The following is a 15,532-nucleotide window of genomic DNA, read 5'->3' as shown; positions in this document are numbered from 1 at the left end:
GACTTCTTGAACACGGCGCGGTTACCAATGCGCGGTACTTGTCCCACATAAACCGCCATATGCGTAGCGGCGGGGCAGCGCAAAACGCTCAATCCGGGGCTGGGCACGGCTCCGCGAGCGAACCAGCGAGATGCCGCGATGTCATTCAGACCGTTGCTTGGCGACGGACGAGTTCGGAGCCAGGAGGAGAAGTCAGAGCCCCTGCAAACCGCGTCGTGGGCCAGCTCCTCGATCGTTTTCGATAATCGGCGGTGGGCCTGCCGGGAAGCGGAGCTCCGCTGGACAGCCCCTCACCATCTGGTCGTGCTGACCGACGAAGGCGGAACCTCTCATACATCCATCCGGCACGAGGCAAGATCCCTCTACGACGGAATGGACCGACCCGGAGCTCTCACCTTCGTCCCCGCAGGCGCAGAGCGGCTAGGCTTCTATCGCGGTGTAAACCTCTCCTATTCGGCCTTGTGGATCGATCCCGATATCAAGCTTCCTGGATGCGAACGCCTGAAAGATTTGCCGATCCTGGTGAACAGGAAAGACGCGGTCATCGCCACGCTCCTGAGTTCGCTTCGCGACGAGATGGCGCTTGGTCACAAGCCGGACACTGCCTATGTCGAGCATCTGGTCGCCCTCGTCAGCCTTCGCGTGGCGACCCTGAGCCGGGAGCAACATCCGTCTGTACGGCACGGCTGTCTCAGCCGTCGGGCGCTTGGTCGGGTTCGGGCTTACATCGATGCGCATATGAGTTCCGACATTTCGCTAAGCGAGCTGGCAGGCGTTGCGGATATGGCCGTCGACAGTTTTGCGCGCCGATTCAAGGCGACGACCGGCCTTGCACCCTATGCCTATGTGATCGAGGAGCGCGTGCGGCGAGCGGAGGTGCTGCTGCGCGAAACCGGTTTGTCGATCGGTGCCATTGCCTTTCGGCTCGGCTTTTCAAGTCAGAGCCATTTCACCACGACATTCCGGCGTCGCAGGGGCATGACGCCTCGAGCCTATCAGGTGCATTTTTCTCCGGAATCCTGACATTGCCGCCGGTTTCTTGAAAGAAAGCCGCCGCGCGCATCCCCACCTCCCGTGTCGATGAGTGACAGCATCCGAGGGCTCGCCATCGGGTCAAGTTGCCGTTTTGCGTTCTTGTCATTGCGACCGGGAGACCAAGCATGGCCGAAACAGACAACAGGAACGGGCCGACGCGTCGAACGGTTCTGGAGGGCGGGGTGGCGACCGGCGTGCTTCTGGCTACCGGTATACCGGTTGGCGCCGAGCCGGCCGACACCGTCACGACGGCCGCATCGCCCACGCCGGCGCCGACGATGCCGATGTCCCTGCGGATCAACGCCAAGGATATTGCCGTCGAGCTCGACCCGCGGACGACACTGCTCGACGCCCTGCGCAACCATCTCGGCCTGACCGGCTCGAAGAAAGGCTGCGACCACGGCCAGTGCGGCGCTTGCACGGTGCTCGTCGACGGGCGCCGGATCAATTCCTGCCTGACGCTTGCCGCAATGCATGAAGGCGACGAGATCATCACGGTCGAGGGCCTTGCGGAGGGTGACCGGCTGCATCCGGTGCAGGCCGCCTTCGTCGCCCGCGACGGTTTCCAGTGCGGCTATTGCACGCCGGGCCAGATCTGCTCCGCGGTCGGCATGCTGGGCGAGGCCAGGGCCGGTTGGCCGAGCCACGCGAGCGCCGACGTGGCGGCGGTTTCCGTCGCTCTCACCGACGCCGAGATCCGCGAGCGGATGAGCGGCAACATCTGCCGTTGTGCCGCTTATCCGAACATTGTCGCTGCAATCCGCGACGCGGCAGAGGAGGCGTGAGCAATGCAATCCTTTACTTATGAACGTGCGGCAAGTGCTGAGCAGGCGGCCGCCGCGGTCGCAGCCCGGCCGGACGCCAAGTTCATCAGCGGCGGCACCAACCTTCTCGACCTGATGAAGCTCGAGATCGAGCGCCCGGCGCATCTCGTCGACATCAGTCGGCTGCCGCTCAATCGGATCGAGGAGACGGCGGAAGGCGGGCTTCAAGTCGGCGCCCAGGTCCGCAACAGCGACCTCGCCGCCGATCCGCGGGTAAGGTCACGCTACCCGATGCTCACGCAAGCGCTGCTGGCGGGAGCGTCCGGCCAGATACGCAACAAGGCCTCGACCAGCGGCAATCTCCTGCAGCGCACGCGCTGCCCCTACTCTACGACCGCAACATGCCTTGCAACAAGCGCGAGCCGGGTTCTGGCTGCGCGGCGCTTCAGGGCTTCAATCGCATGCACGCCATACTTGGCGCGAGCGAAGCCTGCATTGCGGTCCATCCCTCCGACATGGCGGTCGCCATGTCCGGGCTCGACGCCAGGATCGAGACCATATCGCCCGGCGGCGAGACCCGCACGATCCCGATCGGCGATTTCCATCGGTTGCCCGAGGCGATGCCCCATATGGAAACCGTGCTCGGCCACGGCGAGATGATCACATCGGTTACCCTGCCGCCCCCGCCACCCGGCCGGCAGGTTTACCGGAAGGTGCGCGACCGTGCTTCCTACGCCTTCGCGCTGGTGTCGGTGGCAGCAATCGTCGAGAAAAGCGGCGATCGTATCCGAAGCGCCCGGATCGCCATGGGCGGCGTGGCAGCGAAGCCCTGGCGCGCGACGGAGGCGGAGCGCACGCTCGCGGGAGCGGCGGCGTCCGACGGCGCCTTTACCGACGCGGCCGAAGCCGCGCTCGCCGCAGCCGTCGGGCATGGGGCCAATGATTTCAAGATCCCGCTGGCGAAACGGACGATGCGGCATACGCTCGCTGCTGCCATCGATAGTGCATGAGGTGATGCGATGACAGAGACGACGACCCCGAACAGCGGTTCCCAGATGCAGGCGCCGAGCAGGAGATCGATATGAAACTCACGCGACGCGCCGTTGCTGCCGCGGGTGGCGGCCTTTTTGTTTCTGCGGCCGCAGCTTGGGGCGCCACATCCGATCCGGGAGCTCGTCACGTGCTCGAGGCCGCCGTCGACGCCTTCTTTGCTGGCTGGGCCTCTGGCGACTGGACGGCATTCCTCGATTGTTGCGATGAGACGATGACCTTCCAATTCCCTGTCGGCGAGCAACGAGGCCGACACGGACCGCCAGAGGGCAAACGGGCACTCGCAGCCTGGACCGCCGCGCATCAAGCGCAGGGAAACAGGATCACGAAATCGACCGTCGATCTCAAGCTCTTCGCCGCCGACTGGGTCATCGTCTGCGATCGCGGGAGCGGGACAATCAGCGGCGCGCCCTACACTGGCCTGCATGCGATCTTCATGCGAGCCGGCCCGACAGGGAGGCTGGTCGAGTTTCGCGAGTATTTCGGCGAGATCGCCGCGTGAGCTCCGGCCGCCACGCGACGAACATGAAGGTGCGAGGACGAGGCGTCGTCGCGCCTCGATGTTTCGAACCCCAAATGAAAGCCTTTAGGTGACTTATGAACGAGACCATACCCGGACTGCCCGGCTCCGCCACCCATTCAAGGGTGAAACCTCATCCCGATACTGGCGTCATCGGGCGCCCGATCGACCGTATCGATGGCCCGCTCAAGGTGACAGGCAATGCCACCTACGCCTACGAAAATGCGCTGGAGGGTACAGCCTATGGCTATATTCTCGGCGCCGCCGTCGCCAAGGGGCGCATCGCCGAGATCGATACGACCGAAGCCGAACGGGCGCCGGCAGTGCTGTTCGTCATGACGCATCGGAACGCGCCGGCCCAGCCGGATTTCGGCCCGGCGGTCACGCCGACGGTCCCGGAGGTTTTCACGCGCCCCCGGCCCGCGCTCAGCAGCGAGCGGGTGCGGTATTACGACGAGCCCGTCGCGCTGGTCGTTGCGGAGACGTTCGAGGCGGCACGCGCCGCGGCGGGCCTCATCAGAGTGCGCTACGACGAAGAGCCGGGCCTCTATGATTTACCGGAGCGTGTGGCCGAGGCCTATGCACCGAAGCGGACCAATGCCGGCTTCGAGACCGACAGCGTGGTCGGCGACTTCGAGAGCGCCTTTGCGGCGGCTCCGGTCAAGATCGATGCCACGTACCGGACACCCTTCGAACATCACAATCCGATGGAGCCCCATGCGACGCTCGCCGCCTGGTCAGGCAACGAGCTGACGATCCATACATCGGCGCAGACACTCGCGAACTTCCGGGCGGGTGTCGCCAGCACGCTTCGCATCCCGCCCGAGCGTGTGCGCATCGTGAGCCCCTTCATCGGCGGAGGCTTCGGCTCCAAGCTGATTGCCCACGTCGATACAATCCTGGCCGCGCTTGCGGCGCAGGTCCTGCAGCGTCCCGTGAAGATCGCGCTGACGCGACAACAGATGTTCGCCAATGCCGGTCATCGCGCGGAGATGATCCAACAGGTACGCCTCGGCACGGACACCGACGGGCGACTCACCGGGATCGCGCACGACGTCTGGTCGGCAACGTCCAGCTTCGAGGAGTACTGCGAACAAACCGCAGTCTTTGCCCGCTCGCTCTATGCGGCGCCGAACCGTGTCACCCGTCATCGCCTGGTTCCGCTGGATATCAACCGCGGCGAATGGATGCGCTCGCCCGGTGAAGCCCCAGGCATGCTGGCCTTCGAATGCGCCATGGATGAGCTTGCCGAGCAGCTCGGCCTGAATCCGATCGAACTCAGGATCCGCAACGAACCGACACAGGATCCCGAGCGCGGCGTGCCGTTCTCCACCCGCAATCTCGTCGCCTGCATGGAGGAAGGCGCCCGCCGTTTCGGTTGGGAGCGGAGAGACCCGACACCGGGCCGAACTCGAGAGGGCCGGAAGCTCATCGGCTACGGCATGGCGGCGGCGATCCGTCCGAACTACATCGGCGCGGCGACGGCGCGGGTTGCGATCGACCGGGACGCCCGGGTGACGGCACGGCTCGACATGACCGATATCGGGACCGGCACTTATACGATCCTGACCCAGATCGCGGCGGAGAGCCTCGGCCTGCCGATCTCGTCCATCAAAGTGGAGCTCGGCGACAGCCGCTTCCCGCGTACCGCCGGCTCCGGCGGTTCCTGGGGCGCCGCGAGCGCAGGTTCGGCGCTGTACAACGCGTGCAATGCCCTCAAGGAACGGATCCTGAAGGCGGCGCAGTCGAGCGAAGCCTCGCCATTGCGCGGCGCGAACGCCTCCGAGGCAAGCTTTGCCGACAGCGAGGTCAGGATCGGCCAGCAGTCGTTAAGCCTGGACGATCTCATCCGAAGGATCGCTCCCGACGGGTTCGAGGCCGAAGGCTCCGTAGCCGCGGGCGCTGCCACGGAGTCTTACAAGGCCTACTCGCAGCATTCCTACGGAGCGCATTTCGCCGAGGTCGCGGTCGATTGCGATACCGGTGAGATCCGCATGCGCCGTATGCTGGCTGTGATGGGCGCGGGCCGTATCCTCAACGCCAAGACCGCGCGCTCGCAAATCATCGGCGGCATGACCTGGGGGATCGGCGCAGCGCTGATGGAGCAGACGGTGCTCGACCCGCGCTACGGCCACTTCGTCAATCACGACCTTGCCGAGTATCATGTCCCGGTCAACGGCGACGTCCCCGAGATGGAGGTCGTGTTCCTCGAGGAACACGACGATAAGGCCAATCCGCTTGGCGCGAAGGGTCTCGGCGAGCTCGGCGTCTGCGGTGCGGGTGCTGCTGTCGCCAACGCCATCTACAACGCCACCGGCGTGCGAGTGCGTGAATTTCCCATCACCTTGGACAAGGTCCTGCCTGCCTTGCCCGTGGTCGCCATTTGACGCTGCAAGTTGCCCGCTCCTTCCTTGCCCTCAAGGATGATCCGGTCGGAACGGATCGCTATTTCCGCGCCATCCGCTACGACCTCGCTGGTTGACAGCGTCGCCCTCCCCTTCCATACAAGCGCGTCAATGTTCTCAGGGCGGGGTGAAAGTCCCCACCGGCGGTAAAGGTCTCGACCCAAGCCCGCGAGCGCTCTCCGGCCCGACCGGAGAGGTCAGCAGATCCGGTGTGATTCCGGAGCCGACGGTCACAGTCCGGATGGAAGAGAACGAACGTAAGACGGTCCGCTTTCGCGGTTCGGATTCCGTATCGTGCGTCCTGATTCTGGTTCGAAACGGAAGGATGGACCCATGAATCAGCATTCCCACAAAGATTATGAAACGATCCGCGTTGCCGTCATTCGCGCACGCTGGCACGCCGACATCGTCGACCAGTGCGTTGAAGCGTTCGAGGCGGAACTGGCGGTTCTGGGGGAGAAACGTTTTGCCGTCGATGTCTTCGACGTGCCGGGCGCCTATGAGATTCCCCTCCATGCAAAGACGCTTGCCGAGACCGGTCGCTATGCAGCGATCCTCGGCGCAGCATTTGTCGTGAATGGCGGTATCTACCGGCATGAATTCGTGGCGGGTGCGGTCATTGACGGCATGATGAACGTGCAGCTGTCCACCGGCGTGCCGGTGCTTTCGGCGGTGCTCACCCCGCACAACTATCATGACGGCGCGGACCATCACCGCTTCTTCTTCGAGCATTTCAAGGTCAAGGGCAAAGAGGCAGCCAATGCCTGCCTGCAGATCCTGGCCGCGCGGGAGCGTGTCGCCGCTGAAATGTCCGTTCCCGGGTAGAAATCCCGGTAACACGCTGTACTATCTGCGGAAATACGGAAATCGGGAGGATGCCGGTGCAGACCAAGAAGATCATCAACGACGGCAACAGCGCCGTCGACGAGATGCTGGAAGGCATTCTCGCAGCGCATCCCCGCCACCTCAAAAGCGCTATGGGAAGTCCGCGCTCGATCATCGCCCGTAACGGGCCGCGCCAAGGCAAGGTCGGTTTCGTCATCGGCGGCGGCTCGGGCCACGAGCCGACCTTCCTCGGCTTTGTCGGCAAGGGCCTGGCCGACGCGGCGGCCATCGGCAACGTCTTCGCCTCGCCGCCGCCGGACCCGATCCTCGAATGCGCCAAGGCGGTCAGCGGCGGCACCGGCGTGCTGTTCATGTATGGCAACTATGCCGGCGACGTGATGAATTTCGATATGGCCGCAGAGATGGCGGCGATGGACGACATCGAGGTGCGCACCGTGCTGACCACCGACGACGTCGCTTCGGCGCCGCGTGACCAGCGGCACAAGCGGCGTGGCGTCGCCGGCAACTTCTTCATCTTCAAAGCCGCTGGTGCCGCCTGTGACCGGATGCTGTCATTCGACGAATGCGAGCGCATCGCCAGGAAGGCCAACGATCACACCTTCACCATGGGGGTGGCGCTGTCGCCCTGTTCGCTGCCGCAGACCCGCCGGCCGAATTTCGAGATCGGGCCGGATGAGATGGAGATCGGCATGGGCATTCATGGCGAGCCGGGCATCGCACGCGGAAAACTGAAAACGGCCGACGAGATCACCGACGAGATGCTGGACAAGATCCTCGACGAGATGGCGCCGGCGCGTGGCGACAAGGTCGCCGTGCTCGTCAATTCGCTCGGCTCGACGCCGCTGATGGAGCTTTACATCATGAACCGGCGGGTCAAGCAAAGGCTCGACGACATCGGCGTTGCCGTCCACGCGACATGGGTCGGCAACTACTGCACCTCGCTCGAAATGGCCGGCGCCTCGGTGACGCTGATGCATCTCGACGGCGAATTGCAGACGATGCTCGACCACCCTTGCGACTGCGCCATGTTCCGCGCCGGCTGAAAGCAGCATCCATGACATCCATCGACGCAGCCGATCTGAAAAGAATGTTCGACGCGATCGCGGCGGCGATCGAAGCCGACAAGGGCAGGCTCTGTCAGCTCGACGGCGTCATCGGCGACGCCGATCATGGCATCGCCATGGCGCTCGGCTTCGATGCGGTGCACGATGCGCTGGTGCCGCTGGACCTCGCGGCGATCGAGCCGACGGCTCTCCTCAACACCGCGGCGAAATCGTTCCTCAACGCCGTCGGTGCCTCGTCAGGCCCGCTTTACGCGACGGCCTTCATGCGCGGTGCGGTCGCCGTCAAGGGCAAGGCGAACTTGGCGGGTGCCGATGTCATCGCCCTGTTCCAGGCGATGGCGCAAGGCATTCAGGATCGCGGCAAGGCCGAGATCGGCGAAAAGACGATGGTCGACGCCTGGTTGCCAGCGGCGCAAGCCGCGGCCGCTGCGCATGCCGCCGGCAAGGGCCTGTCCGAAAGCCTCGGCGCAGCGCTGGCCGCGGCCGAGCGCGGTGCGGAAGCGACCAAGGACATGATCGCCGCCAAGGGCCGCTCGTCGCGCCTCGGCGAGCGGTCGCTCGGACATATGGATCCGGGCGCCGCGTCCGCAGTGACGGTCATAGGCGCCATGTGGAAAAGCCTGGCTTAAAGCGCGTCATGCGACGTGCTTTAAGCTTTTGTTTTTATGCATGTCGTCGTCCCAAAACCGTTGCGCACCCTCGGTTCATGCCTGAGGGCATGCTTTTGGGCGACACGCATCAGCCCAGCTTCGCGGCATCGAGCCTGTCGATGGCCTGGACGTTGCCGGCGGACGGCCCCTTCTCATCGAATTCCGATGCAAGCCAGGTGTCGACGATGGCCTTGGCCAGTTCAGGGCCGATGACGCGGGCGCCCATGGTGATGATCTGCGCGTTGTTGGATTTCGCCGCACGCTCCGCCGAATAGGTGTCATGGGTGAGTGCCGCGCGAATGCCGGGCACCTTGTTGGCCGAGATGGAAACGCCAATGCCGGTGCCGCAAAACAGGATGCCGCGATCGTTCTCGCCGTCGACGATGGTCTGGGCGAGTTTCTGCGACAGATCGGCATAGTAGCCGGCCTGGCTGAGATCGCTGACGGTCAGGCCGGGTTTGGTGGCCAGGTGAGCGGCGATGACGTCGAGCAGCGGCTTGCCGGCACTGTCGGCCCCAATGGCTATTTTCATGGTCGTATCCTTTCCTTGTTCGATTGATTCAGAGCCTGTTCCATCCCGATGGAATCGGGATGGGGCTCTATTTTTTGTTGAGCATGATCTCGACCGAAAACCGGATTCCACTTTTCGGGATCATGCTCTAGATCGCCGCCGAGGCGCGTTGGAGGATGTCGATATAGCCTTCCGCCTGCCAGGCCGAACGACCGATGAACAGCCCGTCGACATGAGGCTGGCCGATCAGTTCGGCGGCATTTTGCGGGTTGACGCTGCCGCCATAGAGCACCGGCGGCACGACCGGCAGGAGGTCGCCGGCGATTTTCTTGATCAGCGCCTGCTGCCGGTCGGCGTAGTCCGAGCTTGCCGGAATGCCCTTGTCGCCGATCGCCCAGACCGGTTCGTAAGCAAACAGGATCGTCGCCGACTTTGCTTCACCTTCGAGGACCTTTAGCGCGCCGTGCACCTGCAAGGCCAGCACCGCATCGGCCTGGCCGCTGTTGCGTTGCGCCAATGTCTCGCCGACGCAGATGAGCGGCACCAGCCCGTGCTTCACCGCCGCTGCGGTCTTGAGGCCGACCGCTTGGTCGGTCTCGCCAAAGTGCTCACGCCGTTCGCTATGGCCGAGTTCGACGAGGTCGAGCCCACAATCCGTCAGCATCACGGGCGAAATTTCCCCGGTCCAGGCTCCGGCATCGGACCAATGCATGTTCTGGGCACCGACCTTGACCCGCGTCGTTGCCAACGCTTTCTTGACCTCGCGGACCGCCGTGAAGGGCGGGATGACGAAGGGCTGGATGCGGTCGTCGAAACCGGGGACGAACCCTGCGAGCGCCTTGGCGAAGTCGATCGCCTCGGCAAGCGTCTTGTTCATTTTCCAACTTGTGCCGACCCAATAAACCACGCGTCCTCCTCAATCCCTCTCGACTATTGTTAGCGAAACACCGGCGCCAGCCAGCGCCTCGCGCATCTGCGGTTCCAGTTCGCGACCAGTGAAGACGGCATCGAACGCCTCGAGATCGGTCAGGAAATGCAAGGCCGTGCGGCCGAACTTGCCGTGATCGACCAGCAGATATTTGCGGGCGGCGGCGGCCATCATCAATCGCTTGGTATGAACCACTTCCTGATCCTGGTGGAAAGCGGAGACGCCGTGGATCGCAGACGACGACAGGAAGGCAACATCGGCGCGCAACGATTTCAGCGTGTCCTCGGCAAGCAGGCCGAAGAACCCGTGGAATTTCTTGCTGTACTGGCCACCGAGCGCGATCAGGGTGATGCCGCCAACACCAGCCAGATCCTGTATGACGGCCAGATTGTTCGAGATCACCGTCAGCGGGCGCAGGTCTGCGAGGTGCCGTGCAATGCCGCCCGCCGTCGAGCCGTCGTCGATGATCACCGTCTGGCCCGGTTCGATCATCGCCACGGCGGCAGCCGCCAGGCGCTGCTTTTCCTCGCCGGCCTGCTTCTGACGGTAGCGGAAATCGCTCTCGAAAAGACCGCTCGGCTGGATCGAGGCGCCGCCGCGCACCTTGCGCAGGAAGCCGCTTTGCTCGAGCTCGTCGAGGTCGCGATGGACGGTCATCTTCGATACACCGAAGCGCGAAGCGAGATCGTCGACACTCGCGGTGCCGGCGTCCATCAGAAAATCCATGATGCCCTGGCGGCGGCCGTCGCTTTTCATCCCGGCGCTTTCTTGCGCAACTCGCTGCGCGTTCAACCACGATAATTTATATAACGCCGAGAAAGCGCGTTTGCACCAAAATTTTTGTGATAATGTGATATTTTCGTGAGATATTCTTTCGTTCGTGATTGCGATCCTGTAACAAGAATTGCTTCGGACGCGCTGTCGACAGGTTGCGGTCCGGCGGAAATCCGGCCAGAAGCATCAACGGGCTGGACGACGCTCGACCAGCCAGCAAACACGGTTCGAAACCAGACACGGGAGACTATTGGGTGGCTCGCATCACACTGAGACAATTGCTCGACCATGCCGCCGAACACGGCTATGGCGTGCCGGCCTTCAACATGAACAACATGGAACAGGGCCTTGCCATCATGGAGGCCGCCGAGGAGACCAAATCGCCGGTCATCCTGCAGGCGAGCCGTGGGGCGCGGGCCTATGCCAACGACGTCGTGCTGGCCAAGCTGATCGACGCGCTGGTCGAAATCCATCCCGATATCCCGGTCTGCATGCATCTCGACCACGGCAACAACGAAGCCACCTGCGTAACCGCGATCCAGTACGGCTTCACCTCGGTGATGATGGACGGGTCGCTGAAGGAGGACGGCAAAACGCCGGCCGACTACGATTATAATTCCGGCATCACGCGCCGCGTCGTCGACATGGCGCATTGGGGCGGCGTATCGGTGGAAGGCGAGATCGGCGTTCTCGGATCGCTGGAGATGGGCGGCGGCGAACAGGAAGACGGCCACGGCGTCGAAGGCGCCGTCGGCCACGACCAGTTGCTGACCGATCCGGAACAGGCGGAACAGTTCGTCCGCGATACGCATGTCGACGCGCTGGCCGTCGCCATGGGCACCAGCCACGGCGCCTACAAGTTCTCGCGCAAGCCGGACGGCGCGGTGCTCGCCATGAACGTGATCGAGGAGATCCATCGCCGCCTGCCGAACATGCACCTGGTCATGCACGGCTCGTCCTCGGTGCCGGAGGAGCTGCAGGAGATCATCAACAAATATGGCGGCCAGATGAAGCCGACATGGGGCGTGCCGGTCGAGGAGATCCAGCGCGGCATCAAGCACGGCGTGCGCAAGATCAACATCGATACCGACAACCGCATGGCGCTGACCGGTGCGATCCGCAAGGTGCTGACCGAGAACCCAAGCGAATTCGACCCGCGTAAGTATCTGACGCCGGCCATGGCCGCGATGAGGAAGCTGTGCAAGGAGCGCTTCGAGCAGTTCGGCACCGCAGGCAACGCTCCCAAGATCAAGCCGCTGCCGGTCTCCGAAATGGCCAAGCGCTACAAGTCGGGCAGTCTCGACCCGAAATTCGGCTAAACGACCGGATCCTGGAGCGGTTCAGCCTTGGATAGAACCGCCGAACCGCTCCAACCCTTTGTTCCTGCGCAATTCCGGACGGAAAACCGTTGTACCCCTTTCCTGGAATGGCTCCAGGCGGATAGGCGTGGCCTACCGGTGGCGGCGCTTGCCTCTCCCAAATCCTGAAAAAGGGCCTGGCGCGAGAGCGGCCCGGTCAAGAATTTGAAGGTCGAAGCTTCAGAGGAAACATCGTCCGGCCTGGTGGAGGAGACCGGCCGAGGCCGCGGAACAGCCCATAGCCGGAACCTTATTAGGCCCGCTGCTCAGAGTGCCAGGGCAATCGGTCACGTCCCCGCGGCTCTGACACGATCGGCAAGCCTCGAGCGTCCCGCGCAGCGAAACCCAATCGTGTCAAACATGCTCGCGCCAGGGCCGCATTGCTGTCGATGACGACCAATCCGTTTATATGGTTCACGCTGCTGCCCACCACCGACAATTCGGTGCAGCCGAGAACGGCTATATCGGCGCCGGCCGATCGCGCGATTTCAAGCGCGCGCTCGGTCTCAGTCGCCGCATCCGCGATCGAACCAGCCTTGACGAGGCTGATCGCGCTATCGACGCGCTCCTGAGATTCCGTGCTCGCGGGCAAGCAGAGCTCATATCCCGCCGCCGACATCCTATCCTGATAGAAGCCGGAGACCAGCGTGCCCTGCGTGGCGAGAATCGCGACCTTGCCCCGGTCCAGGCTACGATGGGTTTCCGCTACCACCGCGTCGCCGATATGGATGATCTCCGCGTGCGAGCTCCCCGTCAGCTGGTCATACCAATGATGGGCGGTGTTGCACGGCATTGCGATACAGGCAACGCCGAGCGCATTGAGCGTCGAGACCGCGGCTTTCAAAGGCGCCAGCGGCCCGTCATGGCCGGCAAGGATCGCCTCGGTCCTGTCAGGCAGCTGTGGCAGGCTGAGGATGACGGCGGGCACATGCTCATTGTCCCGGAACGCCTGGGTCATTCGGGTCAGCTTGAAGTAGAAGTCAGCCGATGCCAGCGGCCCGAGGCCCCCGATGACGCCGAGCTGAGGGCTGATACTGTGGTCGATCATAGGCCGGGCTCGGCTTCAATCTGTTCCGAGACCGCTTCAACAGGCTGCGTTGTCTCCCTATGGCTGGGTGCGATCATCGCCGTACTCGCCGCCACGGTGCAGACGCTGGACAGCGTCATGAACGTGTCCACGGCCGCATCGACCGCGACGAACAGGGCGAACGCCGCCTCGAAGGGAATCTTCAGATAGCCGCACACGATCGACATCTGGGACAGGATGACCAGGCTGCTCATGCCGCCGGTCGTGAGCGCGAGAAGCGCAGAGGTGATGCCGACGAGCAGAAGGTCCGGGATTGACAGCGGACGACCGTAGAGCTGAGCGACGAAAAGAACACCCGACGTGTAGAGCAGTGCCGGGCCTGTCCGCAGCAATGCCGCTTGCAGTGGCACGAGCAGTTCGACGACCACCAGGCTGAACCTCAGACGCTCGCTCAAAAGGTTGATGACCCACGGAAGTGAGGCGACAGTAGAACGCGTGGTGATGGCCACCATGAGAAGGGGCTGGCAGGTCTTGATCGTGGCCCAGTAGCTTCGTCGTGACCGGATGGCGATAACGGCAAATGCGCCGGCGAGGAATGTGAGGCAGGAAAGACCCATCACCAGCAGGTAACTGCCCATCAGCGTGAGCGGCTTGGTTCCGGTCGACGCGGTCTGGTCCGCGATCAGGATGAAGGTCGCAAAGGGCAACCCCCAGATGAACCAGTTGGTCAGGACCGTGCAGGCCCGGTAAACCGCGTTCAGCGCCTGAGACAGGCTCATGGATGAAGGCTGGGGAATCTTGCCCATCGCGAGTCCGAAAAGCAGGCAGAACAGCAGGACCTGAATGGTTTGACCCGAGGCCAGTGCGTTGAAGACGTTGTTCGGCACAAGATCGAGCAGTATCGAATGCCCGCTATCGGCACCCTCATTGGGTGGCGGTTGGTACGGGAATGCTAGATCGGTGGATACGCTGCCCTGCGAATTGATGAACTCGCCAAGCTCAATGCGTGATTGAGGGTTCTCGATCTGGCCCGGCTGAAGGACCAGCGAGTAAGCGCCACTCACCAGCACACTTAGGAATGACACGACCAGCACTGCCATACCCACCCTGCCCAAATAACGGACCGAGTTCGGATCCTGAACCATCGCCGTGATCGAGAAGATGACTGACGAGACCAAGTAGGGCAGGACGACCATCTTGAGGAAATTCAGGTAGAGCTGTGCGACAGGGCTGATCGCATGGGCAAATGCTGGATAGTAAAGACCGCAAAAGATTCCCGCCCCGATCATCGCGATCGTCGTCATGGGCGAGCGCAATATGCGCCTTGCCGCCAGGCGCCAATCGAAAGCCAAGTGTCCAGCTGCCTCCGAGATGGCCATTGTCAGGCTTTGCTCCCCAACCTGTAGCGCGCGATGATCTCGTCAGTGTTGAGAACCTGCTGACCGCGCGCGAGATCGAGATAGAGGTCGACAAAAGCCGCGAGATGCGGATTGTCCGGTCGCACACCAACTGCGATCGTGTCTACCTTGTCCGTCAGCGTGATCGAGCGTGCGGCGACAGTCATCGACGGATCGTCGACCATCAGCTTCTTGATCTCGAAATCGTCGCGATAGGCCATGTCGATCGTCCCATTTCGGATCGCATCGACAACCATGTTCCAGCCTGCAAAACGATGGACTTGTGCATGTGGGAAGGTTTTGGCCGCATAGGTAGCGAATGAAGAGCCCTCGATCACGCCGAGATCGCCCGAGAAATCGCGGATGATCTGCTCGGGTGGCTTGCCTTGCGCGATGCGCGCTAGGTTGAGGCGGTTGGCTATGAGCCCTTGGTGCAGCATGGCGTAGGGCCGGGAATAGAGGATTGACCGACCACGGTGAAGAGTGCGGCTGAGCTTGCCGATGGCTATGTCCGCCTGACCGGAAGTCAGCTGTTTCACCATGTCGTCGAATGTTACGGCGGATCGGTCGAACACCGGCTCAACGCCAAGTTCCGCTGCTATGCCGCGGGCCAGTTCCATGTCTATACCGCTGTCCCCCGATCCATCGGCCGGGAAGAACGGATTGGAAGCAAAGGCCGGCATTGCAATGCGCAGCGTATTGTCGCTGACAACGGAAGCGCTCTCCACCTGCTGTTCTGGATTGTTGGCCGCCCGAGCTTGCGCCATCAGCAATCCGACGCTTCCGGCCGTGAGCAGCGTGCGACGTGTAACCGACATGCGAATTCTCAATTCGTGAGGGAAAGCCGGACAGACAAATCGGACCAATTCGCAGTATGCACGGCGAAGTTAAACAAAAGTGTCTTTTACTTGTGCTTTGGTAACGGATAACGAGTGCAGGTAGAGATATTCGCATCCTCTAATACATATTTGAGGAAGGACGAGTTACTTCCCGCTGGCGGGCCAGTCAGTTGGATCGTCAGAGCGTTTCGAGCCATAGCCTGGGTTCGACTTCGCAACTCCAGTCGCTGCGGTGCTGGCCCAGCGAGTTCGAGCCGAAGACGGCTGCCAGCGCAAGCAGCGCTTCGAGCGGAAGATCAAAGCCGCTGTCCGTCTCGGAGATATCCAAGCGCTATAGATCGGGCAGGAGTGCCTTCAGCTCTGC

The 15,532-nt window shown here is 62.8% G+C and carries 15 protein-coding genes, 1 pseudogene and 1 riboswitch; of the genes and pseudogenes, 9 read left to right on the top strand and 7 right to left on the bottom strand.

The features are described 5' to 3' along the window. Positions 1-138 precede the first annotated feature (138 nt). The 8 genes and pseudogenes from EJ066_RS15495 to dhaL all read left to right on the top strand — a co-directional run bounded on the left by EJ066_RS15495 (position 139) and on the right by dhaL (position 8,313). The gene (locus EJ066_RS15495) at positions 139-1,023 is read left to right on the top strand and encodes an AraC family transcriptional regulator (protein WP_126039233.1); all 885 of its coding nucleotides are present in this window, start codon (positions 139-141) and stop codon (positions 1,021-1,023) included. A gap of 137 nt (positions 1,024-1,160) precedes the next feature. Continuing rightward, entirely contained in the window at positions 1,161-1,820 is a 660-nt protein-coding gene (locus EJ066_RS15490) for a 2Fe-2S iron-sulfur cluster-binding protein (protein ID WP_126039230.1), read from the top strand. 3 nt (positions 1,821-1,823) lie between these two features. After that, a pseudogene (locus EJ066_RS32600) lies at positions 1,824-2,809 on the top strand (xanthine dehydrogenase family protein subunit M). Positions 2,810-2,880: 71 nt separating this feature from the next. Further along, positions 2,881-3,351, top strand: a complete 471-nt coding sequence (locus tag EJ066_RS15475; RefSeq protein WP_126039219.1) for a nuclear transport factor 2 family protein — start codon at positions 2,881-2,883, stop codon at positions 3,349-3,351. A gap of 95 nt (positions 3,352-3,446) precedes the next feature. Further along, positions 3,447-5,756, top strand: a complete 2,310-nt coding sequence (locus EJ066_RS15470; RefSeq protein WP_126039216.1) for a xanthine dehydrogenase family protein molybdopterin-binding subunit — start codon at positions 3,447-3,449, stop codon at positions 5,754-5,756. Positions 5,757-5,883: 127 nt separating this feature from the next. Then, positions 5,884-6,031, top strand: a riboswitch (FMN riboswitch). 76 nt (positions 6,032-6,107) lie between these two features. Next, the gene (locus EJ066_RS15465; protein WP_126039212.1) at positions 6,108-6,599 is read left to right on the top strand and encodes a 6,7-dimethyl-8-ribityllumazine synthase; all 492 of its coding nucleotides are present in this window, start codon (positions 6,108-6,110) and stop codon (positions 6,597-6,599) included. 56 nt (positions 6,600-6,655) lie between these two features. Further along, positions 6,656-7,663, top strand: coding sequence for a dihydroxyacetone kinase subunit DhaK (locus tag EJ066_RS15460; RefSeq protein WP_126043900.1), 1,008 nt, complete (start codon positions 6,656-6,658; stop codon positions 7,661-7,663). Between the two features lie 11 nt (positions 7,664-7,674). Next, positions 7,675-8,313 (top strand): dihydroxyacetone kinase subunit DhaL, encoded by a 639-nt coding sequence (gene dhaL, locus EJ066_RS15455; protein ID WP_126039209.1) that lies wholly within the window; start codon positions 7,675-7,677, stop codon positions 8,311-8,313. A 109-nt stretch (positions 8,314-8,422) separates the two neighbouring features. Here the strand turns inward: dhaL and EJ066_RS15450 are convergent, their stop codons facing one another. The 3 genes from EJ066_RS15450 to EJ066_RS15440 form a co-directional block, all read right to left on the bottom strand. Further along, the gene (locus EJ066_RS15450) at positions 8,423-8,866 is read right to left on the bottom strand and encodes an RpiB/LacA/LacB family sugar-phosphate isomerase (RefSeq protein ID WP_126039206.1); all 444 of its coding nucleotides are present in this window, start codon (positions 8,864-8,866) and stop codon (positions 8,423-8,425) included. 127 nt (positions 8,867-8,993) lie between these two features. Further along, a complete protein-coding gene (locus EJ066_RS15445; RefSeq protein WP_245455181.1) occupies positions 8,994-9,722 on the bottom strand; it encodes a triose-phosphate isomerase in 729 nt (242 codons plus the stop codon). Positions 9,723-9,761: 39 nt separating this feature from the next. Beyond that, entirely contained in the window at positions 9,762-10,529 is a 768-nt protein-coding gene (locus tag EJ066_RS15440; RefSeq protein WP_126039200.1) for a DeoR/GlpR family DNA-binding transcription regulator, read from the bottom strand. A 272-nt stretch (positions 10,530-10,801) separates the two neighbouring features. On the opposite strand from EJ066_RS15440, the gene fba reads away from it, so the two are divergent. After that, complete coding sequence (gene fba, locus EJ066_RS15435; protein ID WP_126039197.1) at positions 10,802-11,866, top strand: class II fructose-bisphosphate aldolase; 1,065 nt, start codon at positions 10,802-10,804, stop codon at positions 11,864-11,866. 292 nt (positions 11,867-12,158) lie between these two features. On the opposite strand, the gene EJ066_RS15430 is transcribed toward fba, so the two are convergent. The 4 genes from EJ066_RS15430 to EJ066_RS31420 form a co-directional block, all read right to left on the bottom strand. Further along, entirely contained in the window at positions 12,159-12,953 is a 795-nt protein-coding gene (locus tag EJ066_RS15430) for an amino acid racemase (protein WP_126039194.1), read from the bottom strand. Continuing rightward, a complete protein-coding gene (locus EJ066_RS15425; protein ID WP_126039191.1) occupies positions 12,950-14,311 on the bottom strand; it encodes a cation:dicarboxylase symporter family transporter in 1,362 nt (453 codons plus the stop codon). The genes EJ066_RS15430 and EJ066_RS15425 overlap by 4 nt, the downstream gene beginning before the upstream one ends. A gap of 2 nt (positions 14,312-14,313) precedes the next feature. After that, positions 14,314-15,147: a transporter substrate-binding domain-containing protein gene (locus tag EJ066_RS15420; RefSeq protein ID WP_189644498.1), complete on the bottom strand. Its 834-nt coding sequence runs from the start codon at positions 15,145-15,147 to the stop codon at positions 14,314-14,316. Between the two features lie 199 nt (positions 15,148-15,346). Continuing rightward, entirely contained in the window at positions 15,347-15,496 is a 150-nt protein-coding gene (locus EJ066_RS31420) for a hypothetical protein (RefSeq protein ID WP_189644497.1), read from the bottom strand. Between the last annotated feature and the right edge of the window lie 36 nt (positions 15,497-15,532).

It is taken from the genome of Mesorhizobium sp. M9A.F.Ca.ET.002.03.1.2 (genome assembly GCF_003952365.1).
In the GTDB taxonomy this organism is placed as follows: Bacteria; Pseudomonadota; Alphaproteobacteria; order Rhizobiales; family Rhizobiaceae; genus Mesorhizobium.
The sequence above is the reverse complement of the archived record's forward strand: the minus strand, read 5'-3'. Positions and strand labels throughout refer to the sequence as shown.